24 protein-coding genes and 1 pseudogene are annotated in these 26,992 nt (G+C 75.3%); 10 read left to right on the forward strand and 15 right to left on the reverse strand.

Annotation, left to right across the window (positions count from 1 at the left end; genetic code table 11):
- The first annotated feature begins 31 nt into the window (after positions 1 to 31).
- Positions 32 to 628 (forward strand): GDSL-type esterase/lipase family protein, encoded by a 597-nt coding sequence (locus AC24HA_RS14650; RefSeq protein ID WP_425707861.1) that lies wholly within the window; start codon positions 32 to 34, stop codon positions 626 to 628.
- 525 nt (positions 629 to 1,153) lie between these two features.
- On the opposite strand, the gene AC24HA_RS14655 is transcribed toward AC24HA_RS14650, so the two are convergent.
- The 5 genes from AC24HA_RS14655 to AC24HA_RS14675 all read right to left on the reverse strand — a co-directional run bounded on the left by AC24HA_RS14655 (position 1,154) and on the right by AC24HA_RS14675 (position 4,332).
- Entirely contained in the window at positions 1,154 to 2,125 is a 972-nt protein-coding gene (locus AC24HA_RS14655; RefSeq protein ID WP_425707860.1) for a zinc-binding dehydrogenase, read from the reverse strand.
- 50 nt (positions 2,126 to 2,175) lie between these two features.
- Complete coding sequence (locus tag AC24HA_RS14660) at positions 2,176 to 3,036, reverse strand: SDR family oxidoreductase (protein ID WP_425707859.1); 861 nt, start codon at positions 3,034 to 3,036, stop codon at positions 2,176 to 2,178.
- Between the two features lie 82 nt (positions 3,037 to 3,118).
- Positions 3,119 to 3,193 (reverse strand): 50S ribosomal protein bL37, encoded by a 75-nt coding sequence (locus tag AC24HA_RS14665; protein ID WP_425707921.1) that lies wholly within the window; start codon positions 3,191 to 3,193, stop codon positions 3,119 to 3,121.
- A 162-nt stretch (positions 3,194 to 3,355) separates the two neighbouring features.
- Entirely contained in the window at positions 3,356 to 3,676 is a 321-nt protein-coding gene (gene rsrA / locus AC24HA_RS14670; protein WP_425707858.1) for a mycothiol system anti-sigma-R factor, read from the reverse strand.
- Entirely contained in the window at positions 3,673 to 4,332 is a 660-nt protein-coding gene (locus tag AC24HA_RS14675; protein ID WP_463648022.1) for a sigma-70 family RNA polymerase sigma factor, read from the reverse strand. Before AC24HA_RS14675 ends, rsrA begins: the two co-directional genes overlap by 4 nt.
- 135 nt (positions 4,333 to 4,467) lie before the next feature.
- Here AC24HA_RS14675 and AC24HA_RS14680 point away from each other — a divergent pair, with 135 nt between their 5' ends.
- From AC24HA_RS14680 to AC24HA_RS14705, 6 genes are all read left to right on the forward strand, one after another.
- Positions 4,468 to 4,962, forward strand: a complete 495-nt coding sequence (locus tag AC24HA_RS14680; RefSeq protein ID WP_425707856.1) for a DoxX family protein — start codon at positions 4,468 to 4,470, stop codon at positions 4,960 to 4,962.
- 60 nt (positions 4,963 to 5,022) lie between these two features.
- Positions 5,023 to 6,324: a 3-phosphoshikimate 1-carboxyvinyltransferase gene (aroA, locus tag AC24HA_RS14685; protein ID WP_425707855.1), complete on the forward strand. Its 1,302-nt coding sequence runs from the start codon at positions 5,023 to 5,025 to the stop codon at positions 6,322 to 6,324.
- A 13-nt stretch (positions 6,325 to 6,337) separates the two neighbouring features.
- Positions 6,338 to 7,399 (forward strand): ribosome small subunit-dependent GTPase A, encoded by a 1,062-nt coding sequence (gene rsgA / locus AC24HA_RS14690; protein ID WP_425707854.1) that lies wholly within the window; start codon positions 6,338 to 6,340, stop codon positions 7,397 to 7,399.
- Positions 7,396 to 8,202 (forward strand): histidinol-phosphatase, encoded by an 807-nt coding sequence (hisN, locus tag AC24HA_RS14695; protein WP_425707853.1) that lies wholly within the window; start codon positions 7,396 to 7,398, stop codon positions 8,200 to 8,202. The genes rsgA and hisN overlap by 4 nt, the downstream gene beginning before the upstream one ends.
- Positions 8,203 to 8,309: 107 nt before the next feature.
- Positions 8,310 to 9,506, forward strand: a complete 1,197-nt coding sequence (locus tag AC24HA_RS14700; RefSeq protein WP_425707852.1) for an exonuclease SbcCD subunit D — start codon at positions 8,310 to 8,312, stop codon at positions 9,504 to 9,506.
- Positions 9,506 to 12,652, forward strand: coding sequence for an AAA family ATPase (locus AC24HA_RS14705; RefSeq protein ID WP_425707851.1), 3,147 nt, complete (start codon positions 9,506 to 9,508; stop codon positions 12,650 to 12,652). Before AC24HA_RS14700 ends, AC24HA_RS14705 begins: the two co-directional genes overlap by 1 nt.
- 163 nt (positions 12,653 to 12,815) lie before the next feature.
- Here AC24HA_RS14705 and AC24HA_RS14710 read toward each other — a convergent pair whose 3' ends face one another.
- Genes AC24HA_RS14710 through AC24HA_RS14720 form a run of 3 tightly spaced genes read right to left on the reverse strand, consistent with a single transcriptional unit; the run spans position 12,816 to position 15,629 of the window.
- A complete protein-coding gene (locus AC24HA_RS14710; RefSeq protein ID WP_425707850.1) occupies positions 12,816 to 13,262 on the reverse strand; it encodes a DUF6912 family protein in 447 nt (148 codons plus the stop codon).
- A gap of 7 nt (positions 13,263 to 13,269) precedes the next feature.
- Complete coding sequence (locus AC24HA_RS14715) at positions 13,270 to 14,973, reverse strand: CpaE/TadZ family protein (RefSeq protein WP_425707849.1); 1,704 nt, start codon at positions 14,971 to 14,973, stop codon at positions 13,270 to 13,272.
- Entirely contained in the window at positions 14,970 to 15,629 is a 660-nt protein-coding gene (locus AC24HA_RS14720; RefSeq protein ID WP_425707848.1) for a hypothetical protein, read from the reverse strand. The genes AC24HA_RS14715 and AC24HA_RS14720 overlap by 4 nt, the downstream gene beginning before the upstream one ends.
- A gap of 154 nt (positions 15,630 to 15,783) precedes the next feature.
- Here AC24HA_RS14720 and AC24HA_RS14725 point away from each other — a divergent pair, with 154 nt between their 5' ends.
- Entirely contained in the window at positions 15,784 to 16,014 is a 231-nt protein-coding gene (locus AC24HA_RS14725; RefSeq protein ID WP_425707847.1) for a helix-turn-helix domain-containing protein, read from the forward strand.
- Between the two features lie 34 nt (positions 16,015 to 16,048).
- Here the strand turns inward: AC24HA_RS14725 and AC24HA_RS14730 are convergent, their stop codons facing one another.
- Complete coding sequence (locus AC24HA_RS14730) at positions 16,049 to 16,564, reverse strand: hypothetical protein (protein ID WP_425707846.1); 516 nt, start codon at positions 16,562 to 16,564, stop codon at positions 16,049 to 16,051.
- Between the two features lie 174 nt (positions 16,565 to 16,738).
- Here AC24HA_RS14730 and AC24HA_RS14735 point away from each other — a divergent pair, with 174 nt between their 5' ends.
- Together AC24HA_RS14735 and AC24HA_RS14740 are read left to right on the forward strand one after the other, a co-directional pair.
- Positions 16,739 to 17,782: a LysM peptidoglycan-binding domain-containing protein gene (locus AC24HA_RS14735; protein WP_425707845.1), complete on the forward strand. Its 1,044-nt coding sequence runs from the start codon at positions 16,739 to 16,741 to the stop codon at positions 17,780 to 17,782.
- A complete protein-coding gene (locus AC24HA_RS14740) occupies positions 17,779 to 18,366 on the forward strand; it encodes an Rv3235 family protein (protein WP_425707844.1) in 588 nt (195 codons plus the stop codon). Before AC24HA_RS14735 ends, AC24HA_RS14740 begins: the two co-directional genes overlap by 4 nt.
- A gap of 71 nt (positions 18,367 to 18,437) precedes the next feature.
- On the opposite strand, the gene AC24HA_RS14745 is transcribed toward AC24HA_RS14740, so the two are convergent.
- The 6 genes and pseudogenes from AC24HA_RS14745 to AC24HA_RS14770 all read right to left on the reverse strand — a co-directional run bounded on the left by AC24HA_RS14745 (position 18,438) and on the right by AC24HA_RS14770 (position 26,892).
- Positions 18,438 to 19,139, reverse strand: coding sequence for a CE1759 family FMN reductase (locus AC24HA_RS14745; protein WP_425707843.1), 702 nt, complete (start codon positions 19,137 to 19,139; stop codon positions 18,438 to 18,440).
- Positions 19,136 to 20,299 (reverse strand): LLM class flavin-dependent oxidoreductase, encoded by a 1,164-nt coding sequence (locus AC24HA_RS14750; RefSeq protein WP_425707842.1) that lies wholly within the window; start codon positions 20,297 to 20,299, stop codon positions 19,136 to 19,138. Before AC24HA_RS14750 ends, AC24HA_RS14745 begins: the two co-directional genes overlap by 4 nt.
- 833 nt (positions 20,300 to 21,132) lie before the next feature.
- Positions 21,133 to 23,670: pseudogene (gene secA / locus AC24HA_RS14755) on the reverse strand (preprotein translocase subunit SecA); the annotation flags it as partial.
- Between the two features lie 213 nt (positions 23,671 to 23,883).
- Positions 23,884 to 25,143, reverse strand: a complete 1,260-nt coding sequence (locus tag AC24HA_RS14760; RefSeq protein ID WP_425707841.1) for a winged helix-turn-helix domain-containing protein — start codon at positions 25,141 to 25,143, stop codon at positions 23,884 to 23,886.
- Between the two features lie 110 nt (positions 25,144 to 25,253).
- A complete protein-coding gene (hpf, locus tag AC24HA_RS14765) occupies positions 25,254 to 25,898 on the reverse strand; it encodes a ribosome hibernation-promoting factor, HPF/YfiA family (protein ID WP_425707840.1) in 645 nt (214 codons plus the stop codon).
- A gap of 229 nt (positions 25,899 to 26,127) precedes the next feature.
- Positions 26,128 to 26,892, reverse strand: a complete 765-nt coding sequence (locus tag AC24HA_RS14770; protein WP_425707839.1) for a phosphoribosyltransferase family protein — start codon at positions 26,890 to 26,892, stop codon at positions 26,128 to 26,130.
- Positions 26,893 to 26,992 lie beyond the last annotated feature (100 nt).

The following is a 26,992-nucleotide window of genomic DNA, read 5'->3' on the forward strand; positions in this document are numbered from 1 at the left end:
CGCGCACGGCGGGGCGAGCAGAAGGAGGGGTATGAGCGACGGCGTGCGGATCTGCGTGCTCGGCGACGAGCTGGTGGCGGGGCAGGGCGACGCCCGGGCCCTGGGCTGGGTCGGCAGGGTGCTGGCACGCACACGGCACGCGACCGACCCCTTCGTCGCCGCACTGCCGGTGCCCGGCGAGACGTCCACCGGCCTGTCCGCGCGCTGGGAGACCGAGACTGCCACGCGGTTCGGACCCCGGACCGACAACCGGCTCGTCGTGGGCCTGTCCGCGGCCGATGTCCTCTCCGGCGTCTCGACCGCCCGGTCGCGCCTCAACCTCGCCAACGTGCTCGACGCCGCCTCGGCCTCGGACGTGCGCTGCTTCGTCGTCGGTCCGCCGCCGCGCCTGCGGGTCGACGAGCGCGCGCTCGCGACCGTCTCCGATGCGTTCGCGGACGTCTGCCGCAGGCGGCACGTCCCCTACGTCGAGACCTTCCAGCCGCTGCGCTCGCACGAGCAGTGGCTCGCCGACATGTACGCCGGAGACGGCACCGTGCCGGGTCAGGCCGGATACGGACTGCTCGCGTGGCTCGTGCTCCACGAGGGCTGGCACGCCTGGCTCGGCGCCGAGGACCGCGCCGCCTGACGGGCTGTGCACCGTCTGACGGGCTGTGCACCGTCTGACGGGCTGTGCACCGCCTGAGGGACTGAGCGCCGCGGAACGGGCTGAGCACCTCCTGACGGGCTGTGCACCGCGGCTCTCCGGAACGTCGCGATGGGCCCGACATGTCCGAGCCGGACCGCGCACGGTAGCTGTCAGCCCGTAAGGGACACGTAGACAAGTGCAGGCCGTCAGCAACACGTTGACCACTGTCGGCCGGGTGCTGTCAGGCTCGCGGCCCTGTGGTCCAGTCCGACGACGGTGCCCCAGGCGCCGAGAGCACGATGTATATGCCGAGGACACGACGTAGGCGCCGAGAGTACTGCCGGCGGATGTCCACTCGGCGACTTGCTCGTGCCCTCGGTCCGGACCCCGCGTCCTCGGCACAAACCCGCGTCCTCGGCGACTTGCCCGCGCCCTCTGCGCGCACCCGCGCCCTCGGCACAGACCCGCGCCCTCTGCGCGCACCCGCGCCCTCGGCACAGACCCGCGCCCTCGGCGCGATACGGGTCAGACCGACGGCTCGACCACGAGCTTGCCGGCGATCTCGCCGCGGGCCATGCGCCGAAGTCCGGTCGGCACGGCGTCCAGACCACCGATGACCTCCACGCGCGGCCGGACGCCCGTGGTGACGAGTGCCCGCTGCAGCGCCTCGAGCTCGTCGCGCGTGCCCATGGTCGACCCGAGCACGTTGAGCGACCGGAAGAACACCCGGTTCAGCTCGGCCGGCGGCGCGTCGCCGGAGGTGGCCCCGCAGACGACCACCGAGCCGCCGGGCCGCAGCGAGCGCAGCGAGTGCGCCCAGGTGGCCTGCCCCACCGACTCCACGACGAGGTCGGCCCGCCCGGAGAGGCGTTCGCCGCTCTCGAGCACCTCGTGGGCACCGAGGTCGGCGGCGAGCGCCCGTCCTGCCTCGCTGCGTGAGGTCGCGGCCACGCGGGCGCCCATGAGCCGCGCCAGCGTGATCGCCGCGCCCGCCACACCACCGGTGGCCCCCTGGACGAGCACGGTGTCCCCCGCGCGCACGCGGCCCACGGTCGTCAGCATCCGGTAGGCCGTCAGCCACGCCGTGGGCAGGCACGCGGCCTCGGCGAACGTCAGCTCGGGCGCCTTGTCCACGACGTTGCGCGCCGGCACGAGCACGTGCTCGGCGAACGTGCCGAGGTGGAGCTCGGACAGCAGGGTCCGCGCCGGGTCGAGGGTCTCGTCACCGGTCCACGCCGGGTCGCCGACGACGGCGTGGACGATCACCTCCCGCCCGTCCTCGGTGACGCCCGCGGCGTCACAGCCGAGCACCATCGGCAGGCGGTCGGACGGCAGCCCGACCCCGCGCAGCGACCACAGGTCGTGGTGGTTGAGCGCGGCGGCGCGCACGGTCACGCGCACCCAGCCGGGCGGGGCCGTCGGAGGCTCGATCTCCCCGACGACGAGCCCCTCCAGCGGGTCGTCCTGGTCCTGACGGGCGGCGTAGGCGGCGCGCATGCCACCAGGGTAGGTCCGGTCCGGTCGACGACGCCCGCCGCCGTGGACCGTCAGCCCTCGACCGACCCGAGGTGGTCGCGGAGGCTCTCGGGCGGGCGTCCGGTGACCCGCAGGACGTGGTCGCTCGCCGGCACCAGCTCGCCGGCCGCGATCGCCGTGTACGTCGACACCCAGGCGTCGTACTGCCACTCGGGAGCGTCCCACGCCCGGCGCGACTCGTAGGCCTCGGCGATCGACTCGTCGTGGTAGACCACCGACCGGCCGGTCACCTCGGTGATGGTCGCGGCGACCTCGGTCAGGGAGAGCTCCTCGGGCCCGGTGACGTCGTAGGTCGCGCCCTGGTGGTCCTGCGGTCGCTGCAGGACGGCCGCTGCGACCCGAGCGACGTCCGCGCGGGTGACGGACGCGACGCGCCCCGTGCCGGCGGGCCCGCGCAGGACGCCGTCCGCGCCGGTCATCGCCTCGAAGAAGTCGGTGTAGAAGGCGTTGCGCAGGAACGTGTACCTCGGGCCCGCGGCGATGATGTGCTGCTCGGTGGCCCAGTGGTCCCGGGCCAGGGTGAACGTGGCGTCGGGCGCCGCACCGAAGAAGGACAGGTAGACGACGTGCCCGACGCCGGCAGCGACGGCCGCGTCGACGAACCCGCGGTGCTGGTCGAGCCGGTCCGGGTGCTCGGCGCCGGAGACCATGAACAGGACGTCGACCCCGTCGAGCGCCGCGCGCGACACGCTGGAGTCCTCGTAGGTGCACCCCACCACCGCGGCACTCGGCAGGTCGGGCGCGCTCCCGGGCCGGCGGACGAGCAGGCGCTGGGCGAGGCCGGCGTCCGCCAGCTGCCGGGCGACGAGCGAGCCGATGTGCCCGGTGGCCCCGGTGACGGCCAGGGCGGGAAGGGACTCGAGGTGCGGCACGAGAGCTCCTCTGCTGCGGCGGGTGGGGATCGTCCGGGGTACGGCGAAGGCCCCCGACGTCGTCGGGGGCCTTCGGACCTGCTCAGGCGTTGGGCCGCTTGCCGTGGTTGGCCGAGCTGCTCTTGCGGGCCTTCCGCTTGCGTCCGCGCTTGGACATGCGTGACTCCTCGAGGTTCGTATCGTTCCCGCGCCGCGGGAGGACTGGACGGGCCATCCTCCCACACGCCGGGCCGGCCGCGCGGGGCGGACCCCGCTCACCGGCGCGTGGGAGCCGGGGACGCAACGCCCGCCGGCGCGTGGGGACCGGGTACCCCGCCGTTCAGCGGCGCTCGACGGCGATGCTGACGACCGAGAGCTGCGAGACGATGCGCGCTCGCAGCGAGGCGGGCGCCTGCTCCGTGCACGAGCGCTGGAGGATCGCCTTGACGTGCGCGGCGGCGTCGACCTCCCCGCGGCAGGTCTCGCAGGTCAGGACATGACGCCGGAGCCGCTCGCGGTGGGCGTCGCCGAGCTCGGCGTCGAGGAACTCGTACACCTGCTCGCTCAGCTCCTCGCAGGAGCACGGCCCCGCGGGCACGTCGGCCTCGACGGCCCGCGTGATGCGGTCGGCCAGCCCGTCGTCGTCGTAGGGCGTGGTCACTTCGTCACCTCCGTACGGATCCCGAGGTCCCGGGCGTGGTCGGCGAGGAGCTCGCGGAGCTGGCGGCGGCCCCGGTGCAGGCGGGACATCACCGTCCCGATCGGCGTCCCCATGATCTCGGCGATCTCCTTGTACGCGAATCCCTCGACGTCGGCCAGGTACACGGCCAGCCGGAAGTCCTCCTGCAGGCCGGCGAGGGCGTCCTTCACCTCCGAGTCGGGCAGCGACTCCAGCGCCTCGGTCTCCGCCGAGCGCAGCCCGGTGGAGGTGTGGGAGGCCGCCGCGTGCATCTGCCAGTCCTCGACCGCGTCGGCGTCCGTCTGCAGGGGCTCGCGCTGCTTCTTGCGGTACGTGTTGATGTAGGTGTTCGTGAGGATCCGGTACAGCCACGCCTTGAGGTTCGTGCCCGGGCGGTACTGGTGGAACGCGGCGAACGCCTTGGTGAACGACTCCTGCACGAGGTCCTCGGCGTCGGCCGGGTTACGGGTCATCCGCATGGCGGCGCCGTACAGCTGGTCGAGGAACGGGAGCGCCTCGAGCTCGAAACGGGCCGCCCGCTCGTCGTCGGTCTCGCCCGCGGGCGCGCGGTCGGGATCGTCCCCGACCTCGTCGGGTGTGGTCACGGCGCCGGGGCCCGGCGCGTCGTCGGTGGTCATCCCGGCCCAGACTAGACCGCGGGCGGCCGCGGGACGGGCGAGAGTTGCCGTGGTCATACGGTCGACAACGGGTCCGACGTGCGGATCTATTCCGCCCGCGTGCCTCGGGCCGCCCGATGTGGCAACAATGGTGACATGAGCCTCCACTCGATCATCGCCCGCCCGCTGCTCGCCGCGCCCTTCCTCGCCGACGGCATCGGGGCCATCACGCAGCCGCAGCGCCACGCCGAGAAGGTGGAGCGCGTCCGCCCGACCCTGGAGAAGCTCGGTGTCCCCGAGCAGGTCACCGCGGCGCCGGAGCTCCTCACGCGTGCGCTCGGCGTCGTCACGACCGTGTCCGCGCTGGCGCTGGCCACGGGCCGCAGGCCCCGCACGGCGGCCTTCACCCTCGCGCTGGTCACGGCGCCGGTGGCGCTCGCCCGCAACCCCGTGTGGACCGCGCAGGGCGAGGAGCGCAAGGAGATGACCTCCGACCTGCTCGCGTACGCCGGCCTCGTGGGTGGCCTGTTCACGGCCGCCGCCGACCGGGACGGCGAGCCGTCGCTGCGGTGGCGGATGAGCAACACGCTCGAGCAGCGCCGCGACATCAGGGCCGCCAAGGCCGAGGTGAAGGACAAGTACACCGACTGACGCCCGCACGGGGCGGCGGGACCCGGGTCCGGCCGCCCGGCCTGGCTCTACCCTGGGCACGTGACCACCACCGACATCTGGCCCGCCCCCCGCTCCGGCGGACCCCTGGACGCCACGGCCGACGTCCCGGGCTCGAAGTCCCAGACCAACCGGGCCCTGCTGCTGGCCGCGATCGCCGACTCACCCACGCTGCTGCGTCGCCCGCTGCGCTCGCGCGACACGCTGCTCATGGCGGAGGCCCTGCGCGCACTGGGGGCCCGCATCGACGACGTGGGCACCGACTGGCGGGTCACGCCCGGCCCGGTCGTCGGCGGCACGTCGATCGACTGCGGCCTCGCCGGCACGGTCATGCGGTTCGTCCCGCCGCTGGCCGCGCTCGCCCCCGGTGCCACGCGCCTCGACGGCGACGAGCACGCCCGGGTGCGGCCGATGGGCCCGCTCGTCGCGGCGTTGCGCGGGCTCGGCGTCGAGGTCGACGCCGCGGGCGGACCCGGCGCCGAGGTCCTCCCGCTGACGGTCCACGGCCGCGGACGTCTCGAGGGCGGCCCGCTCACCGTCGACGCCTCGACGTCCTCGCAGTTCGTCTCCGCGATCCTGCTCGTCGCCCCGGCGTTCGACCGGGGCGTCGACCTGCGTCACGTCGGCCCGCCGATGCCGTCGCTGCCCCACGTGACGATGACGGTCGAGACGCTGCGCGAGCGCGGCGTCGAGGTCGAGGTGCACGAGTCCGACGGCGTCCCGGTGCGCTGGGTGGTCGCCCCCGGGCCGGTCCGCGGCGGTGAGGTCACGATCGAGCCGGACCTGTCCAACGCCGGCCCGTTCCTCGCGGCCGCCGCGGTCACCGCCGGGACCGTGCGCGTCCCGGGTTGGCCCACGAGCACGACCCAGGCCGGGGACGCGATGCCCGGCCTGCTGGCGATGATGGGCGCCGAGGTCGACTGGCCGGCGGAGGACGTCCTGTCGGTCACCGGCCCCGACGAGCGCGAGCTGCGCGGCGTCGACATCGACCTGCACGACGTCGGAGAGCTCACCCCCACCCTCGCCGCGGTCGCGGCCCTCGCGATGACACCCTCCCGGCTGCGCGGGATCGCGCACCTGCGCGGCCACGAGACGGACCGGCTGGCCGCGATCGTCACCGAGCTGCGCCGCCTCGGCGGCAGCGCCCACGAGACCGAGGACGGCCTCGTGATCGAGCCCGCGTTCCTCCACGGCGGGACGGTTCAGACCTACGGCGACCACCGGATGGCGACGTTCGCCGCGATCCTGGGCCTGCGGGTCGACGGGGTCGGGATCCGCGACGTCGGGACCACCGCGAAGACCATCCCGGACTTCGTCCCCCGCTGGAACGCGCTCCTGGGATGAGCGGGGCGAGGCGGTGAGCCGGCGCGACGTCGGGACGGACGACGAACGGGTCCGCGTGCGCCCCGGCAGGGGCACGCGCCCGCGCACGAAGACCCGCCCCGCCCACGACGACGCCACGCCGGGCACCGTCCTGGCCGTCGACCGCGGCCGCTACCGGGTGGGGACCGCGGACGGGACACGGGTCACCGCCGTCAAGGCGCGCGAGCTCAACCGCACGCGCACGGCCGTCGTCGTCGGGGACGAGGTCGCCCTCGTCGGCGACGTCAGCGGCGAGGTCGACACGCTCGCCCGGATGGTCGGCGTGGCGGAGCGCCGCACGGTGCTGCGGCGCAGCGCGGAGGACGGCGACACGGTCGGCGTCGAGCGGCCGGTCGTGGCCAACGCCGACCAGCTCGCGGTCGTCACGGCGCTGGCCGACCCGCCCCCGCGGCCGCGGATGATCGACCGGTTCCTCGTGGCGGCCTACGACGCCGGCATGGACCCCCTCCTCGTGCTGACGAAGTCCGACCTGACGGGGCCCGACGAGCTGCTCGCGGGGTACGCGGCGCTCGAGGTGGGCCACGTCGTCGTCGGCGGGATGGGCGAGGCGCCCGGGGCGGACGGGGCGGTGCGCGGGCTTCAGGAGATGCGTGGTCTGCTGGCGGGGCGTACGACCGTGCTCGTCGGGCACTCCGGGGTCGGCAAGTCCACGCTCGTCAACGCGCTCGTCGAGGGCGCCGAGCGGGCCACGAGCCACGTCAACGAGGTGACGGGTCGCGGTCGGCACACCTCGAGCTCCGCCGTCGCGCTCGAGCTGCCGGGCGGCGGATGGGTCATCGACACCCCGGGCGTGCGCTCGTTCGGGCTCGCCCACGTCTCCGCCGACTCCCTGCTCGCCGGCTTCACCGACCTCGCCGGGGCCGCGGAGCTGTGCCCGCGCGGGTGCACGCACGCCGACGACTCCCCGGACTGCGCGCTCGACGACTGGGTGGCCGAGGCCGACGGCGCGACGGCCGAGGCCCGGGCGGCGCGCCTGGAGTCGTTCCGGCGGTTGGCCGCGGCGTTGCACGGGGTTCCGGGTACGGTCGAGCGATGAGCACCGGCCCCACCAGGCGTATCGACGACGACCTGCGCCTCGCCCACGTGATCGCCGACCAGGTGGACGCCCACACGACGGCCCGCTTCGGCGCCGTCGACCTCGAGGTCACCGCGAAGCCGGACCTCACCCCCGTGACGGACGCCGACCGCGGTGCTGAGGAGCTCGTGCGCGCCCAGCTGGCCCGCACGCGGCCGCGCGACGCGATCATCGGCGAGGAGATGGGGGCGACCGGGCACTCGCAGCGACAGTGGGTGGTCGACCCGATCGACGGGACCAAGAACTTCGTGCGCGGCGTGCCGGTGTGGGCCACCCTCATCGGGCTCGTCGAGGACGGCGAGGTCGTGCTCGGGGTCGTCTCGGCGCCGGCGCTGCAGCGGCGCTGGTGGGCCGGCAGCGGGACGGGGGCGTGGACCGGACGCTCGCTCTCCTCGGCGCGCCAGCTCCAGGTCTCCCGGGTGAGCGACGTGTCCGACGCCTCCCTGTCCTACTCGTCCCTCGGCGGCTGGGCCGAGCGCGGCCGCCTGCGCGCCTTCCTCTCCCTCGCCCAGGAGTGCTGGCGCACCCGCGCGTACGGCGACTTCTGGAGCTACATGCTGCTGGCCGAGGGCGCTGTCGACGTGGCGACCGAGCCCGAGCTCGCGCTGCACGACATGGTGGCGCTCGTCCCGATCATCACCGAGGCGGGAGGACGGTTCACCTCCCTCGACGGCGAGGACGGTCCCTGGGGGACCGACGCCGTCGCCACGAACGGGCACCTGCACGACCTCGTGCTCGAGATCCTGTCCGGCCAGGAGGACTGAGGCCGCCGCCGGGCCCGTACCCGGGGCGGGCGGGCCCGTCCCCGGGGCGGACGGACAGGCTGTGGACGCCGCGGGCGATGTCGGCCGGTCCGCCTACCGTGAGCACCATGCGGATCCTGCACACCTCCGACTGGCACCTGGGCCGGACCCTGCACGGCGTGGACCTCACGGAGGCGCACGCCGCCTACCTCGACCACCTCGTCGAGGTCGTGCGCTCGGAGCGGGTCGACGCCGTCGTCGTCGCGGGCGACGTCTACGACCGGGCGATCCCGCCGGCGGACTCCGTCACGCTGCTCGGGGAGGCCCTCGCGCGGCTGACCGAGCTCACGCGGGTGGTCCTCACCCCCGGCAACCACGACTCCGCCGTGCGCCTCGGGTTCTCGGCCGCCCTGCTCGACGAGCGCCTGTCGATCCGCACCCGGGTGCCCGACGTCGGCCGGCCCACCCTCCTCCCGGACGCCGAGGGCGGCGTGGGCGCGTACGTGTACCCGCTGCCCTACCTCGATCCGGACATGGCGCGCGCCGACCTCGCCGAGCCCGGCGACGACGGCGAGCCGGTCCGGCCGCCGCGCAGCCACGAGGGCGTCGTCACGGCGGCGATGGCGCGGGTGCACGCCGACCTCGCGCGCCGCAGGGCCGGCGACGCCACCCGCGTGCCGGCGGTGGTCATGGCGCACGCGTTCGTCGCGGGCGGCGAGGCGAGCGAGTCCGAGCGGGACCTGCGGGTCGGCGGGATCGAGGTCGTGCCCTCGGGGGTCCTGGCGTCCGGCACCGCGGACGTCGACTACGCGGCGCTCGGGCACCTGCACGGCCCCCAGCGCGTCGGCGGGCGGGTCCCGGCCCGGTACTCGGGCTCGCCGGTGGCGTTCTCCTTCTCCGAGGAGCACCACGTGAAGTCCAGCGTGCTGGTCGACCTGGCGGGCGGGGAGGTGTCGACCGAGCTCGTCGAGGCCCCCGTGCTGCGGCGCCTGGCGACCCTGACCGGCACGATCGACGAGCTCACCTCCGGGTCGTTCGACCACCACGCCGGGGACCACGTGCGCGTGCGGGTCACGGACGCCACGCGCCCCGCCCACATGCGGTCCCGGATCCTCGAGCACCTCCCCCACCTGCTGGTCCTCTTCCACGAGCCCGATGGCGCGACACCGGTGGTCGGGCCGCTGCGGGTGACCGCCGCGGAGGACCCCGTCGAGATCGCCGCGCAGTTCGTCGCCGACGCCGGCGGCGCCGAGGCGACCGCACCGGAGCGGGACGCGCTCCGCGCGGCGGTCGAGGCCGCCGAGGCGATGCGGCGGTCCGCCTGATGCGCCTGCACCGGCTCACGCTCGAGGCCGTCGGCCCGTTCGCCGGTCGGCACACGATCGACATCGACCGGCTCGGGGCGTCCGGCCTGTTCCTGCTCGAGGGGCCGACCGGGGCGGGCAAGACGACGATCGTCGACGCGATCGTCTTCGCGCTGTACGGGGACGTCGCGGACACGGGCGGGTCGCACCGCAGCCGGATGCACTCGCAGCACGCCGAGCCGGGCGTGGAGCCCGTCGTGGACCTCGTGCTGTCCACCTCACGGGGCGTGTACCGGGTGCGCCGGACGCCCGCCTACCAGCGACCCAAGCAACGCGGCACGGGCATGACGACGGTCAACCCGACGGCGCGCCTGTGGCGGCTCGCCTCCGACGACCTCTCCGCGGTGCCCGAGGGCGAGGAACCGCCGGGCGAGCAGGTCTCGGCGCACGTCCAGGAGGTCGGCACCGAGCTCGGCTCGATCCTCGGGCTGACCAAGGAGCAGTTCACGCAGACGGTCGTGCTGCCGCAGGGGCAGTTCGCGCGTTTCCTCCGCGCCGGCGTCGCCGAGCGGCAGCAGGTCCTCCAGCAGATCTTCGCCACGTCCCTGTACGAGGACGTCCAGTCGATCCTCGCGGACCGGGCCCGTGCCTCCCGTGCGGCCGCGCAGAGGGCGGCCGAGGCGGCGGGCCGGCGGGCGACGGCCGTCGCGGAGCACGGCCGCCTGGACGAGGGCGGGCGCGATCGGCTGGTCACGGCCGCGGAGTCGATCGACCCGGACGCTGCGGAGGAGGTGCTCGGCCCGCTGCTGGCGGAGCTCTCGACACGGCGGGCGGCGGCGGCAGACACGCACGAGGCGGCCCGCGCCGCGGACCGGGCGGCCCAGGAGCACCTCGACGCCCAGCGCGCGCTGCACCGCGCGATCACGCGGCGTACCGCGCTGCTCGCCGAGCGGGCGACGCTCGAGGCCGCGGCCGGCGAGGTCGAGCTGAGCCGGACGGCGCTGACCTCGGACGCCGCCGCACGACCGGTCGTGGTCGCGCTCGACGCCGCCGATCGGGCCGAGCGGGCGCGCGACCACGCGCTGGACGAGCTCGTCACTCTGGCCGAGCGGTCCGCCGATGGTGCCCCGGACGGGCTCGTCGCTGCCGCTGAGCAGTTTCCCGAGGGAGAGCCGGACGGGCAGGCCCCCGGGGGTGCCCCGGCCGGGCTCGTCGCGGCCGCCCGGTCCGGGGACGGGGACCTCGCCGCCCGTGCCGACGCGCTCGACGCCGAGCGGGAGCGTGCCGCGACCGAGCAGGGGCGCCTGGCGGCCCTGGTCGCCACGGAGGCCGGCCTCGCGGACCGGCGCGCGCGGATCGCGAGGAGCGAGGCGGGCATCGCCGACCTCGACCGCCGGATCTCGGGCCGCGCGGAGGCGATCCGGTCCCTGCCCGGCGCGCGGGCGGAGCTGCTCGAGCAGCGCCGGGCGGCGCAGGTCGCGGCCGCCGGGCTCTCGGGTGCCCGGGCGGCGGTCACCGACGCGGAGGGTCGGCTCGCCGCCGCCCGGCTCGCCGAGCGGCGACGGACGGAGCGCGACGCCGCGAGCGAGGCGCTGACGGCCGCGCGCACGGCCGCCGAGTCCGCGCAGGCACGCGAGAACGAGCTGCGCGCCCGCTGGCGGGACGAGGTCGCCGGGCGCCTGGCACGCGACCTCGTCGACGATGCCCCGTGCCCGGTGTGCGGTTCCACGGACCACCCCGCCCCCCGGCCGGGCTCCGACCGGCCGGTGAGCGACGAGGACCTCGCGGCCGCCGAGCAGTCCCGGGCCGGCGCCGACCGCGCGTTGTCCGCGGCGTCCTCGACCCTGGCCGCCGCCGAGGAGCAGCTCACGGCGGCGACCGCGGCGGCGGGCGAGCTGAGCGTCGACGACGCCACCGATACCCTCGCCGCCGCCCGGGCCGCCGTGGGCGCGGCCGAGCAGCAGGTCGCGGAGGTCGCCCGGCTGGACACCGCACTGGCCGAGCACGACGCCCGAGCAGCCCGCGAGTCGGAGCTCCGTGCCGCGGACGAGTCCGAGCGTGCCGCGCTCGCGGCCGGGCTGGACGCCATGCGCACATCGCTGGAGGACGACGACCGCGCGGTCCGCGACGCCCGGGAGGGGCACGCGTCCGTCGCCGACCGGGCCGCCGCGCTCGGCGCCCGCGCAGCTCGCGCACGAGCGCTCGCCGGCGCCGTGCGCGAGCTGCTCGACCGCAGGCGGTCCGCCGAGGCCGCGCGCGCGGAGGCCGACGCACACCTGACCGGCTCGGACCTCGCCGACGCCGAGAGCGCTCGGGCGGCCGTCCTCACCGAGGACGACCGGCTCGCGGCGCAGCGACGGGTCTCCGCCCACGAGGCCGGCACCGCGCGGGTCGCCGCGGGCCTCGCCGAGGACGAGATCGCCGCGCTCACCGAGCGGTCGACGGCCGACCCCGGGCAGGCCCAGGCGGCACGGGAGGCCCGCGCGGCGGAGCTCGAGCAGGCGTCCGCGGCGCACGACGCGGCCCGCCGCACCCTGGAGGACACGACGGCGGCGGCCCGGACCCTGCGCGACGAGATCGCCCGGCACGCCGCCGACGCGGAGTCGGACACCCCCCTGGTCCGGGTCGCGGACCTCGCCGCCGGACGCGAGTCCCGCACGGGCATCACCCTGGCCACCTACGTGCTGCTGCGCCGGTTCGAGGAGGTGCTGGCGGCGGCCAACGACCGCCTGACGACGATGTCGTCGGGGCGCTACCTGCTCGAGCGCACCGACGAGCGGGAGGAGGGGGTGCGTGCGCGCGCCGTCGGCCTCGGCCTCAGCGTTCTCGACACGCACACCTCCGCGCCGCGGGCGACCCGCACCCTGTCCGGCGGCGAGACCTTCTACGTCTCGTTGTCCCTCGCGCTGGGGCTCGCGGACGTCGTCGGTGCCGAGTCCGGCGGCATCGAGCTCGGCACGCTGTTCGTCGACGAGGGCTTCGGCACGCTCGACCCCGAGACCCTCGACTCGGTGATGAACGAGCTGGGCGCCCTGCGCGACCACGGGCGCACGGTAGGGCTCATCAGCCACGTGGGCGAGATGAAGCAGCGCATCGGCGACCAGGTCAACGTCCGCCACCGACCCGACGGACGGGGCTCCACGCTGACCGTGCGGGCGGGCGGCTGACCGCGGCGGCCGGGCGGCTGACCACGGCGGCCGGGCGGCTGACCACGGCGGCCGGGCGGCTGACCACGGCGGTCGGGCGGCTGACCACGGCGGTCGGGCCCCGCTCCGGGGCCTGACCGGCCTGAGACCGATCGGCGGTGCGACCGGGCGGACGCCCCCTCGCTCAGCCCTCGAGGATCGTCGCCCGCTCGCTCGGGTCGAACCACATCAGGTCGAGCTCGGCGACACGTTCGAAGACCTCGTCGTCCCCCGCCGCGGCGGCCTCGACGTCGACCTGTACGGACGCCTCGTCGACGTGGATCGCCGCGACGGCGTCCCAGCCGACCGGTGCCTCGAGGCGGACGAGGCTCGGGAGCCCGCCCGGCACGGGGATCGCCGCGCCGTCGGCCACGTCGGCCGAGACGACGACCCTGCGAGCCGCACCGGGCGCGTCGAGCTCGGAGCGGCGGCGCACCGAGTCGTCGGCGGCGGCGAGGAAGGCGACGAGCTCCAGGCCCTCCTCGTCCTCGTCGGGCACGGCGGCGGCGAGGTCACGCGTCACGGCGTGCGCGTGGACCGCGCCGGGGGTGGCGGCGAGCTCGGCGGGCGTGGCGGGCAGGTAGATGCGCACGGGTCGATCATCCTCTTCCCGTCCGGGCCACGCGTGCGCCGCGCCGCCACCACCGGGAGCGCGCGTCGCGGCCCTCCGGGAGCGCGAGGAGGTGCCGGGCGAGGGACTCCACCGCGCGCCGGGCGCCGCCGGACGGCGCCTGCTCGCGCCACGTGGCACCCGCGAGGAGCGCGCCGTCCGCGGTTCCCGGGTCGTCCGGGACCAGATGCGGCTCCTGGTCGCCGCCGTAGCGCCACAGGGCCTCGCGGACCGCGCGCTCGTGGTCGGGGCCGGCCGAGGCCCGACGCACGCGGTTGACGACGACCGTCCTGCGGGCGTCGGGAGCGAGGTCCCGTTCCCGCAGCTCCGTCAGCGCGAGGACGAGGCGCCGCACGCCGACGGGGTCCCCGGCCCCGACGACGACGACCTCGTCGGCCGCGGCGAGCGCAGAGAGCGTGGCCTGGTGACGGACCGGGCCGAAGTCGGTGCCGTCCCCCTGCTCGGCCCCGGCGCCCACGTCGACGACGACGAGCGGCGCGACCTCCCGCAGCACCTCCCACACGGACTCCAGGGCGGCGCTCTCGAGCTCACGCCAGCGGTCCGGCCGGGTCAGGCCCGTGAGCGCCGTGAGCCCGTCCGCCACCTCGGCGAGGGCGGAGCGAGCGACGTCGGCGTCGAGCCTGCCGTGCGCGGCATGGCGGGCGACGGCGGCGATCGAGGAGATGTCGTCGGGCAGCCCGAGCACCTGCGCCAGCGCGGGCGCCTCGGTGTCGGCGTCCACGACGACGGCGCGCGTTCCGAGCGCCGCCGCCTCGGCAGCGAGGTTGACGGCCACGGTCGTGCGCCCGGGCGCTCCGCGCGCGCCCCACACGACGACGATCCGGCCCGGCTCCTCCGGCGGAGGCACCGTCGGCGGCGCGGCCTCGTCGACGACGTCCTCCGGCGTGCTCGTCGTCGCCTCGGCGGGCGCCGAGGTCGTCTGAGCGCCCGTCGACAGCCACCAGGGGACCTCCGAGATCACGCCGTCGTGGGGCGGGGTGCCTTCCGCCGCGGGATCATCCGGCCGGGGCGCCTCGTTCGACCGGGGCGCCTCGTCGGGCGTCGGAACGCTTCCGGGCGGTTCCGGTGCCGCGCGGGGTGCGGCGTCGGGCCGGTGGAGCGCCCGTCGGCTGGTCGGACGTCCCGCCCCGTCCTTGTCGCCGGTCGACGGCGCGCCGTCCGCGGACCCGGGCGGACGCTCCTGGGCCTGGTCGTCCCCGGCGCCGCGACCCGTGGGCGTGGCCACCGAGCGGGTCCACGCCTCCGGCACGACGTCGGGAACGGGCGTCCCGCCCTGCCCGTCGTGGGCGCCGGGCGCCGCGGCACCCGGCCGGCCGCGAACGGTCTCGCCGCGCGCGAGGGCGATCGCCATCGCGGCGACGGTCCCGGCCGGGTCGGACTCGGCGGCGACCGCGTCCGCACCGAGCTGGGCGAGCCGGCCGGCGTCGGGGCCCGGGCCGACGAGCAGCACGCGGGCGCCGGCCGCCGTGATCCTGCCGACGGACGCACGGTCGACGCCGGGCATGTGGCTGCTGAGCACGGCGACGGTGCCGATGCCCGCCCCGACCCCGCCGAGCAGCTCGGCCAGGTCCGCGCACCGCCGGACGACCTTGGCTCCGGACCCGGGCGTGTCGATCGCGCGGACGACGTCGGCCTCGCCGTCCGTGAGGGCGAGGAGGATGCCGTGGGTCACGAGCCCTCCACGGGGACCGAGTGGTGCGGGACCACGGTGAGCTCCTCGCCCGCGGCGACCGCGCCGAGCACGTCCTCGACCAGGTCGGCCGGGACCAGCAGCTCGACGCTCGCTCCTCCCGAGGCGGCGAACACGCCGTCGTCGGTACCGATGGTGACCACGAGAACCTCCGGCGCGAGCACGACGGGCGGCGCCACCTCCTCGCCGCGGTCGCCGACCGCCGCCTGCGGCGCCCGCCACAGGTCGACCGTCGAGCCTGCGCCGAGCCCCGACGGGAGCGCTGCGTCGACCGGGACGACCACGGGACGCATGTCCTCGTCCGTCGACTCACCGGTGGCCGCCATCGGCACGAGCTCGCCCGCCCCCACCAGGCGGGTCGCGACGAGGTCGGCCGGGATCTCGCCCTCGGCGACGAGGTAGTGGTCGCCCGCGTCACCGACGTTGACCTCGACGACCTCCAGGCCCGCGTCGGCAAGGCGCTCGCCCGGCGTGACGACCTCCGAGGCCGCCCACACCTGGGTGGTCCCTCCCGCGCGGTCCACCGCCCACGCCCCGATGCCGACCGAGACGGCGACGAGCAGCACGCCCACGCCGAGCCGTGGGTCGCGCCAGCCCGGTCGGCGCATCCGTCGCGCGGTCCCAGCGTTGTCCGTCATCCGAGTTCCCCCTCGCTCATCCGGTCCTCACCGCATCCTCGCGACCGGCCGCCGGCCATGCACGCCTCGTCCACAGCACGAGGCCGGCCGCGCGGTCGACACGGCTGTCCACACCCTCCACGCGCCCGGCGGGCGCTGCGGCGATACTGGAGCCGTGGCCCGCTTCCTCACCATCGCCGACGTCGCCGAGCAGCTCAATCTCTCGGTGTCCCAGGTGCGCGCGCTGCTGCGGAGCAAGGAGCTCGTCGGCGTGCAGATCGGCGGCAAGGGCCTGTGGCGGGTCGAGGACGTCCAGCTCGAGGCGTACATCGCCCGGCTGTACGAGCAGGCCGCGGCCCGGCCGGTCGACGAGCACGTCGACGAGGAGTCCGGCACCGGTCGCTGATCCGACCCCCCGCCACGACTCCCCCGTGCCGCGGTCATGCGGTACGGACCACGTGCACGTGCGCGAGCGCCACGGCCACGACGTGGTCGCCCGGGTCGGCGCGCAGGTCGAGGTGGTCGGCCCCTACGCGCAGGATCCGCCCCGTGCGGCCGCCCGCCGCGTCGTCGAGCCGCACGACCGCCCCTGACCTCGCGATGCGCCGGAGCGCGGCCGCGAACGAGTAGCGCGCGGCGACGACGCCGGCGGCACCGGCGCTTCGGGCGAGCCCGCGGACGCCGACGACCGCGCGGGAGGGCACGAGCGCCCGACGCTCGCCCTCGGCGAGCAGGAGCCAGTGGGCGTTCGCGTCGAGGACCGTGCCGACGACGTCGTCGCGGCCGGGTAGCACGAGGGCGAGCTCGGCGCCGATGCGTGCCCGCCACCGGTCCTCGAGCGTCACGGTGGCGGCCTCGGCCTCGGCGAGCTCGCCCGCCTCGAGCAGCTGCTCCGCGCGTCGTTCTGCCTCGAGCTCGCCCGAGAGGTCGGCGAGCAGCAGGTCCTCCCATGCCACGGAAACAACCTAGGCGGAGCCACGGCCGCGCGAGCCGGTTCGGCGCCCCGCTCTGGCGGATCCTTCAGCGACACGCCGTCACTCTTGCGCATCTCGTCACACCTGTGCCATCGTTCCGGCATCATTCGACACGAACCAGCACGAACGGACACGTTCATCGGGACGGTGGGGGGCATGACGACGATCAAGGACGGGACGACTTCGGCGTCCGGCGGGCGACGACAGGGGCACGGCGCCGCACCGGCGGTACGACAGGGACACGGCGCCGCACCGGCGGTACGGCGGCCCGACCGGCGTGCGACGAGTGCCCCGGTTACCGGTCGGCGCGCGACGACGGCCGTCCGCGCCGGCGGCGAACTCCTCGCGCTCGCCGCGACCGCGGCGTCCACGGTGCCGCTCACGCTCGTGCTCGCGAACGCCGCACGGGACGCCGTCGCGGCACTGGCGGCGCTCCCCGCGCACGGACCGCAGGACCTGCCGGACGCCGTCGCCGCCGGCCTTCTCGCCGTCGGCGCGGCCTGCGCGGCCTGGTACGCATGCACCGCGTTCCTGGGGCTCGTCGTCGCGCTGCTCCCCCGCTCCGGGGCCGGGGCCCGGCTGCGCAGCGGGCTCGCCCTCGTGGTGGGCAGGGCCGGCGCACCGGTCGTGCGGCGCATCGCGGCCGGGAGCGCGGTCGCCGGGCTCTCGCTGGGGCTCGCCGTCGGTCCCGCGGCGGCCGTGCCCGACGCTCCGGAGTCGCCGACCGATGCGCCGTCGGCGCCCGCGTCCGACGACGAGGCCGGGACAGGGGGCGAGGCAGGACCGGGGGACGAGGCAGGTCCGCGGGACGACGCCGGCCCCCCGGTACCGGGTCCCGACCTGCCCGCGGTCCCCGCGGTGCCGGACGTGACCGGATCGTCGGCATCACCCCTCGTCGACTCACCGGCCCCCGCACCGGGGCCGGAGCCCGCACCTGCACCAGAGCCCGAGCTCGCGCCGACCGCGTCGCCGGAGCCGGCTCCCGAGCCGGCGACGGCCGAGGCGGTCTACGTCGTCGCGGCCGGCGACTCGCTCTGGTCGATCGCGGCGGACCACCTCGGTCCGTCCGCGAGCACCGCGGACGTCGCGGCCGCCTGGCCGGACTGGTACAGCACGAACGCCGAGGTCATCGGCGCCGACCCCGATCTCGTCCGCGCCGGCGTCGAGCTGACGCCCCCGACCCTCGAGGAGACCCGATGAGCGCCCAGCCCACCCACGACGTCGTGCCGGTGCCGCTACCCTCCCGGCCGAGGATCGTCGCCGCGCAGGGCCCGCCGGGCTCCGTGTCGCGCGTGCGGCGCCGCACGGTGCCGGCGGTGCCCCCGCCGTTGCCCCGGACGTCGCTCGAACGGCCGTGGGACCGGGTCCGCTTCGCCGCCGAGCACCGGCCGGGCGCGGAGATGTTCGAGGACGGTCCTGCGCCCGGGCGGGACGAGGAGCCTCCGCGGGCCGACGAGGCCGACCTCGAGCGGCTCGCCGCCGGGATCGTGCAGCACGCCGTCGAGGCGCTGCTCGGCACCCGGTCACCGGCCCAGCTCGCCCGCTGGCTCGCGCCGCCGCTCTACGAGTCCCTCTCGCGGCGCGCCGGGCTCGCGGGCCGGCTCCAGGGTCGCCCGGACCGGTTCACCCACGTCGTGGTCCGCCGCACGATCGGATCTACGCCCAGCGAACGCGCGCGCGAGGTCAGCGTGGTCGTCCATGACGGCACCAAGGTCCGCGCCGCCGCGGTCCGGATCGAGGTCTTCCGCGGGAGGTGGCGGGCCGTCGCCCTCGAGATCGGGTGAGCGACGGACCCGCCGAGCGAAGGACCTGCTGAGCGGAGGACCCGCTGAGCGAAGAACCGGCCCCCCGGAGCTCAGCGCAGGGCGCTGAGCATCGACGAGAAGTCGGGCACGTCGTCGAACTCGTCCTTTGCCTGCCTGGGGGCACTGCCGGCCACGGCGTGAGCGAGCTCCTCCCCGGCGCGCACGATGCGCCCGGGAAGGTCCGGGCCGCCCGGCTCGCCTGCACCCGCGGCCCAGTCGTCCGTCGCGGCGTACACAGCGGTCGGCATCGCGCTCCCGCGCAGGTACGCGACGAGCGGACGCAGCGCGTAGTCGATCGCGAGCGAGTGCCGTGGGGTGCCGCCGGTGGCGGACAGCAGCACCGGGGTGCCGTCGATCGAGCCCCGGTCGAGGACGTCGAGGAACATCTTGAGCAGCCCGGAGTACGAGCCCGAGTAGACGGGCGTCGTCACCACGAGTCCGTCGGCGCCGCGGACCGCGTCCATGGCCTCCTCCACGGCCGTGCTGCGCACGCCGGTGAGCATGGTGTCGAGCAGGTCGTGGGCGATCGTCCGCAGGTCGAGGGTCATGAGGGTCGCGCGCACGCCCCTCTGGCTCAGCCCGGTCACGGCCGCCCGGCCGAGCCGGTCGGCGAGCATCCGGGTGGTCGAGGGGTCGGACGTCCCGGCCGAGACCGTGACGATCCGGCGCTCGGTCCCGCCGGCCCCCTCGGGGACACCTGGCCGGTCGTCGAACGCGTCGCCGGTGAGGTCGAGGTCGAACCCCTCGCTCATGCCCGCACCGCCGCGTCCTCGGCCCGGCGTCCGGTGGCGTCGTCGCCGACGGCGCCCACGTGGGCCGCGCCCGCCGTGCCCTGCTCCCGGGCGGCCGCCACGCGCTCGGCGTGGCTCGGCGGGTCCGCCGGCACGTGGGCCGGACGGATCGACTCGGCCTCCCGGCGCAGGACGGGCACGACCTCGGTCGCCAGCAGGTCGATCTGCTCGAGGACCGTCTTCAGCGGCAGTCCCGCGTGGTCGATGAGGAAGAGCTGGCGCTGGTAGTGGCCGACGTCCTGCCACATCTTCCCGTAGCGGTCGATGACCTCCTGCGGCGAGCCGACGGTCAGCGGGGTCTCCGCGGTGAACTCCTCCATCGTGGGGCCGTGCCCGTAGACGGGGGCGTTGTCGAAGTACGGACGGAACTCGGTCTTCGCGTCCTGGCTGTTGGCGCGCATGAACACCTGTCCGCCGAGGCCGACGATCGCCTGGTCCGCGTCGCCGTGGCCGTGGTGCTCGAAGCGCTCGCGGTAGAACTGCACCATCCGCTTCGTGTGCCGCATCGGCCAGAAGATGTTGTTGTGGAAGAAGCCGTCACCGTAGTAGGCGGCCTGCTCGGCGATCTCGGGGCTGCGGATCGAGCCGTGCCAGACGAACGGGGCGACGCCGTCCAGCGGGCGCGGGGTGGCGGTGAAGCCCTGCAGGGGGGTGCGGAACCGGCCGCTCCAGTCGACGACGTCCTCGGTCCACAGGCGGCGCAGCAGGGCGTAGTTCTCGATCGCGAGGTTGATGCCCTCGCGGATGTCCTTGCCGAACCAGGGGTACACGGGCCCGGTGTTGCCCCGCCCCATCATGAGGTCCATCCGGCCGTCCGAGATGACCTGGAGCATCGCGTAGTCCTCCGCGATCTTCACCGGGTCGTTCGTCGTGATGAGCGTGGTCGCGGTCGACAGCGTGATGTTCGTCGTCGCCGCGGCGAGGTAGCCGAGCATCGTGGTCGGCGAGGACGCGACGAAGGGCGGGTTGTGGTGCTCGCCCGTCGCGAAGACGTCGAGCCCGGCGTCGTCGGCGTGCTTCGCAATGGTGAGCATCGCGCGCACCCGCTCCGTGTCCGACGGGGCGCGCCCCGTGGTCGGGTCGGCGGTGACGTCGCTGACGCTGAAGATCCCGAACTGCATGTCGCCGTCCTCCTGATCGACATATTGATGCGTTTGCATCGACACTAGCGCCAACGGTGGGTCCCTCGCATTCATTCCCGCTGCAAAGCGGCGCAGGACACACCTCCCGCAGCACGGGCAGCGCACGACGACGGCGACCCGCTCGTGCGGGTCGCCGTCGTCGTCGTGCGATCTCGGCCCGGCGGTGCGGGCTCGGCCGGCGCTGCCGGGCGGCCGCTCTAGCCCTGTCGCTTCGCCTTCTTGGCCTGGGCGCGGCGCTGGGCGCGGTTGAGTCCGTCGCTCCCGCCCGCGGCGGCAGTACCGGCCGCGCTGCCGCGTGCCGGCCGGCGCGTGGGTGCGTCGTCGTCCTCGTCCGCGCCCGACGTCGACGAGCTCGTGCCCGAGTAGGTCAGACCCGTGGGGCGGCGGGGTGCCTCGAGACCGAGCAGCTCGTCGTCCGTGGGGACCGGCGCGGCGGGGTCGTCCTGCGGGTCCTCGCCGGTCGACGTCAGGTCGGCACCCACGCCCGCGGCGTCCGCGGAGGGTGCGGGCCCGGGATCGCCGGCGGTGCCGGCCTCCCTCGACGCTGCTGCACCCGTGGCGTCGTCGGGCGCGCCGCCCCCGGGCCGGGCGCCACCGGACGCGGCACCTCCCGCGGCCGCACCAGCAGCCGCACCAGCAGCCGCACCGGCGGCCGCGCCGGGCGTCGGGATCGAGGGCGTGCTCCCACCGAGCGCAGAGGCCGCGAACGCCGAGCCTGCCGCCGCGGCCTTGCGCGTCGCCGCGGCGCCCGCACCCGCCCGGAGCGTGGTCGACGCGCCGGACCCGGTGGCGGCGCGGCCGACGGTCGAGGTGGCCGCGGCCGCCGCGGAGGCTGCGTCGACCGGCTGGTCGGTGGGGTTGATCTCGAGGTTGAAGACGTAGCGGACGGTGTCCTCGCGGATCGCCTCGTTCATCGCCTGGAAGAAGGTGAAGCCCTCGCGCTGGTACTCCACGAGCGGGTCGCGCTGTCCGGCCGCCCGCAGCGAGATGCCCTGCCGCAGGTAGTCCATCTCGTAGAGGTTCTCCCGCCAGTGGCGATCGAGGACGGACAGGACGACGCGGCGCTCGAGCCGACGCATGAGGTCCTCCCCCACCTCCTCCTCGCGCGCGTCGTACGCCACGAGGATGTCCGAGCGCAGCTCGGTGCGGAGCATCTCGGGGGTCACGCGGGCGCTGTGCCCGGCCTGCTCGACGAGATCGTCCTCGGTGATCCCCACCGGGTAGTAGGCGCCCAGCTCGCCGAGGATCTTCTCGACGTCGGAGTCCTCGAGGGAGCCGTCCGCGCTGTGCTGGTCGACGATGGCGTCGACGAGGTCGGTCGCGAACCCGCGCACCTGCTCCTCGATGTCCTCGCCGTGCAGCACGCGGCGGCGCTGCTCGTAGATCACGGTGCGCTGCCGGTTCATCACGTCGTCGTACTTCAGGACGTTCTTGCGCTGCTCGAAGTTGCGGGCCTCGATGGCCTCCTGGGCACGCCGGATGCCGCTCGAGACCCACTTGTGCTCGAGCGCCATGTCGTCCGGGTAGGCGTCGTTGTCCATGAGGCGGGCCGTCGGCCCGGACCCGAACAGCCGCATGAGGTCGTCCTCGAGCGAGAGGTAGAACCGGGACTCGCCGGGGTCGCCCTGACGTCCCGAACGACCGCGCAGCTGGTTGTCGATGCGTCGCGACTCGTGCCGCTCGGTGCCGAGCACGTAGAGCCCGCCCGCGTCGAGGACCTCCTGGTGCTCGTCCTTGACCTGCTCCTGGGCGGCCGCCAGCGTCTCGGTCCAGGCCGCCTCGTACTCCTCGGCGTTCTCCACCGGGTCGAGGCCGCGGTCGCGCAGGACGTTCTGGGCGATGTGCTCGGGGTTGCCGCCGAGCATGATGTCGGTACCGCGACCGGCCATGTTCGTGGCGACGGTGACGGCGCCCTTGCGGCCCGCCTCGGAGACGATGGCGGCCTCGCGCTCGTGCTGCTTGGCGTTGAGGACGTCGTGCTCGACCCCGGCCTCGGACAGCAGCTCGGAGAGCCGCTCGGACTTCTCCACCGACGTCGTACCGAGGAGGACCGGCTGGCCGGTCTCGTGGCGCTCCTTCACGTCCTTGACGATCGCCCGGTACTTCTGCTCGATGTTCTTGTAGACGAGGTCGCCCTCGTCCTTGCGGATCATCGGCTTGTTCGACGGGATCGGGACGACGCCGATCTTGTAGGTCGAGGAGAACTCCGCGGCCTCGGTCTCGGCCGTACCGGTCATGCCGGAGAGGGTGTCGTAGAGACGGAAGTAGTTCTGCAGCGTGATCGTCGCCAGCGTCTGGTTCTCCGCCTTGATGCGCACGCCCTCCTTGGCCTCGATGGCCTGGTGCATGCCCTCGTTGTACCGGCGCCCGCGCAGGCGACGCCCGGTGTGCTCGTCGACGATCGTCACCTCGCCGTTCTCGACGATGTAGTCCTTGTCGTTCTGGTACAGCTCCTTGGCGCGCAGGGAGTTGTTGAGGAACGAGATGAGCGGCGTGTTGAGCGACTCGTAGAGGTTGTCGATGCCGAGCAGGTCCTCGACCTTCTCGATGCCGGGCTCGAGGATGCCGACCGTGCGCTTCTTCTCGTCGACGTCGTAGTCGACGTCCCGCTCCAGCTTCGGCGAGATCTTGGCGAAGGCGGCGTACCACGGGTTGACGTCCCCCTCGGCCGGGCCCGAGATGATGAGCGGGGTGCGTGCCTCGTCGATGAGGATCGAGTCCACCTCGTCGACGATGACGAAGTTGTGTCCGCGCTGGACGAGGTCGTCGGTGCTCAGCGCCATGTTGTCGCGCAGGTAGTCGAAACCGAACTCGTTGTTCGTGCCGTACGTGATGTCGGCGGCGTACTGCTCGCGGCGCTGGGCCGGGGTCTGGCCCGAGACGATGCAGCCGGTGCTCAGCCCGAGGAAGCGGTGGACGCGCCCCATGAGCTCGGACTGGTAGGTGGCGAGGTAGTCGTTGACCGTGACGACGTGGACACCCTTGCCGGACAGCGCGTTCAGGTAGCTCGGGAGCGTGGCGACGAGCGTCTTACCCTCACCGGTCTTCATCTCGGCGATGTCGCCCTGGTGCAGCGCGGCGCCACCCATGATCTGCACGCGGTAGTGCCGCTGGCCGAGCACGCGACGGGCCGCCTCCCGCACGACGGCGAACGCCTCCGGGAGGAGATCGTCGAGCGTCTCGCCGTCCTCGATCCGCTCGCGGAACTCGGTCGTCTGCTCCCCCAGCTCCTCGTCGGTCAGGTCGACGAAGGAGTCCTCGAGCGCGTCGACCTGGTCGGCGATCGCGCCGAGCCGCTTGACGACTCGGCCCTCGCCCATGCGCAGGATCTTGTCGAGGATGGTTGCCACAGCGGCACTCCGTGAGGTCGTTCGTCGCCCCTTGGGGCGGGCGCGCCGAGGTGCCGCGCCACCCGCCATGGTAGGCGCGCCGCGGCGACCCCGGGGGCACGGGGGCACGGGGGCGAAGCCCGGCCACTGCGGACCACGACGGCCCGCGCCACCCGGCCGGACCGGACGGTGACCGCCCAGGCACCCGGCCGGGCCGGACGGTGACCGCCCCGGTCAGGAGGCGGAGCGCAGCACGGCCGGGTGCAGGTCCCGGGCGAGGTCCCCGACGCCGCCGCTCGCGTCCACGCGGTCGGCGCCGAGCCAGCGCGCGACCTCGCCGAGCTCGGCCGCGAGCTCCTCGGCGATCCGCTCGCGGGACGGCCACGCTCCCGCCCCCCGGCTCGGCAGGTCCGGCACCTGCCCCGGGTCCTCGGCGTGGACCTCCTTGACCAGAAGCACGCCCGCCGCCCGGTCGGCCTTGAGGTCGACGCGGGCCACGAGGTGCTCGCCGAGGAGGAACGGCAGCACGTAGTAGCCGTGGGAGCGCAGGTGAGCGGGGGTGTAGATACCGATCCGGTAGTGCATACCCCACAGGTCGGCGAGCCGCTCCCGTTCGAACACGAGCGGGTCGAACGGGGCGAGCAGGGCGCGGGCGCGCACCGGGTCGGCCGGCACCGTCACCTCCGCGGGCCGGTAGGCGGGTCGCCGCAGCCCGCGCACGCGGACCTCGACGAGCTCACCGTCCTCGACCAGCGCGCGCACCGCGGTGGCCGTCTCGCGGACGGGGAGCCGGTGGTAGTCGGCGAGCGCCCGGACGCCCGCGACCCCGTGCGCGCGGGCCGCGACGAGAGTGAGCTCACGGACCGCCTCCGGCCACGGGGGCGCGGCGGCGAGCGCCTCGGGCGGAAGGACGCGCCCCGGAAGGTCGAGGACCTGCTCGAACGACGAGCTCCGCCGGGCGACGGCGAGGCGGCCGGTGCGCCACATCCGGCTCAGGGCGACCTTGAGCGGGGACCAGTTCCACCCCCAGGCAGTCTTTTCCGCACGTTCGTGCGCGAGGAGGTCGTGCAGGTCGGTCGACGTCGCCGCGCCGTGGTCGGTGATCGCGGCCTCGACGTCGGCCATGAGGGCCGGGTCGCCGAACCCCCGGTCCTGCCACCGGTCCTCCGCGGCCGAGCGCCGGGCCGCCTGGAGGGCGTAGGTACGCGGCGGGACGAGGGAGGCCTCGTGGCACCAGGTCTCGACCAGCAGCCGGGGCGACCGGCCGGTGACACGGTCGAGGATCGACGTGTCGTACGCGCCGACCCGCGCGAGCACCGGCAGCTGGTGGGCGCGAGCGAGGACGTTGACGGAGTCGATCTGCAGCAGCGCCGTGTCGGCGACAGCGCGGGCGACGTGCCGGCGCCCGGGGCGGGCGGGGCGGCGCCGGGCCAGGCCCTGGGCAGCGACGGCGGCTCGCCGTACCTGGCGGATCGAGATCTCCTGGGGCTGCACCGCACCATCGTCGCACCGGGCACCGACACGACGGCGCCCGTGCCCGTGCCACCTCGCGGGGCGGCACGGGCACGGGCGGTTCCGGCGGTCCGGAGCCCGCCGTCGGGGTCTCAGCAGGTGGCGTCGAGCCTGATCACTCCGTAGGCCCAACCCTTGCGGCGGTAGACGACGCAGGGCTGGCGGGTCTCGGAGTCGACGAAGAGGTAGAACGGGTGGCCGACCATCTCCATCTCGTACAGGGCCTGGTCGACCGTCATCGGCTCGGCCTTGTGCAGCTTGTCCCGGACGATGACCGGCGAGTCGCCCAGCTGGGTCTCGACCGCCTCGCCCGGGCTCGTCGACGGCGCGGGGTGCTCTGCGATCGGCGCATCGGTCGCGAGGCCGTCCGGGACGCTCTCCTCCGTGGGCTCGGGAGGAGGCGTCGCGGGGAGCGACCGGTTGGCGTGACGCTGCTTGTCCTTGCGCCGGTCGTGGTGCCGTCGCAGCCGCTCGAGGAGCTTGCCGGTGGCGAGGTCGAGCGCCGCGTACCTGTCGGCGGCGCTCGCCTCGGCACGGATCACGGGGCCCTTGTCGCGCAGCGTGATCTCGATCCGTTCGGCCTGGTCGGACAGTCTCGGGTTCTTCTCGAGCGTGAGCTCGACGTCGACGCGCTGCGTGCGCGGAGCGAGCTGTGTGACCTTGGCGAGCTTGTCCTCCACGTGCGAACGGAAGCGGTCGGCGACATCCGTGCCGCGGCCCTTGACGACGATCTCCATGGTGACCTCCATCGGTCGGTGCGAGGGCGAGCGTGACGGGCCCGCCGGTGGTGCCTCGGCGCGCACGGCGCCGGTCAGGATGCCGAGCACCTCCTCCCGCCTCGGGGACGACGCAGCCACCCGCCGCGCATCCGCGTCCCGGGTGGCTCCATGCAGCAACGTTACCTGGTCCGACGCGTCCCGGACACCGGCCGGACACCCGGGGACACCGGGCGGCGGGGGCGCTGGATCACCGTCCGGGGGCGGGCGCACCGGCGACGACGAGCGCCCCCACGACGACGGCGCCGGCCGCGCGCAGCGCCCCTGCACAGGCGGCGAGCGTGGCGCCGGTGGTAACGACGTCGTCGACGAGCAGGACCGCGGTGCCGGTCGGGACCGACGCCCGGAGGACCGGTGCCCGGCTGCGGTTCGCCACGCGCCCGCGCGCCGAGGAACCGCGCTGGCGCGCCGGTCCGCCCGCGCGCCGCAGGAGATCCACGGACGCCACGTGCAGCGGCCGTGCCACCGGCGGTGCGGAGGTCGCGCCTGCGTCTCCCGACGGCGTGCCCGCGAGCCCGTTCTCCGGCGCGGCAGCGACCCGTCCGGAGGACGCGTCGGCGTCTCGCGGCAGCAAGCCGGCGAGCCCGTTCTCCGACGCGGCAGCGACCCGTCCGGAGGACGCGTCGGCCATGCCCGCGGCCACGGCGTCGGCCAGCTCGGCGGCGACGAGCATGCCGTGGCGTCGGCGTGCGGGGCCGGAGGGCGCCGGGACCACCAGCAGCGTGGTCCCGCTGATCGCGTCCGCGACGTGCGGCCACAGCCTGGCGCCGGCGCCCCGGCCGGCGGCGGGCAGGCTGCGCCTCAGGTGGCCGCAGCGCCCGGTCTTCCAGTCGACGACGATGCGGCGCAGCGGACCGCGGTAGTCGCCGATCGCCCAGGTGCGCAGGACCGGCTCGTCGAACCCGGCGAGCAGGGGCGCTCCGTCGGTGCACTCGCGCGGTCCGGCGGCCAGCAACGAGCGGCATGTCCGGCACAGCGCGGTGCCCCACGTGCCGCAACCGGAACACTCCGCCGGCACGACGAGCTCGAGGACGTCGCGGAGCGCGGACCGGCCC

The organism is Georgenia sp. Z1491 (assembly GCF_057652395.1).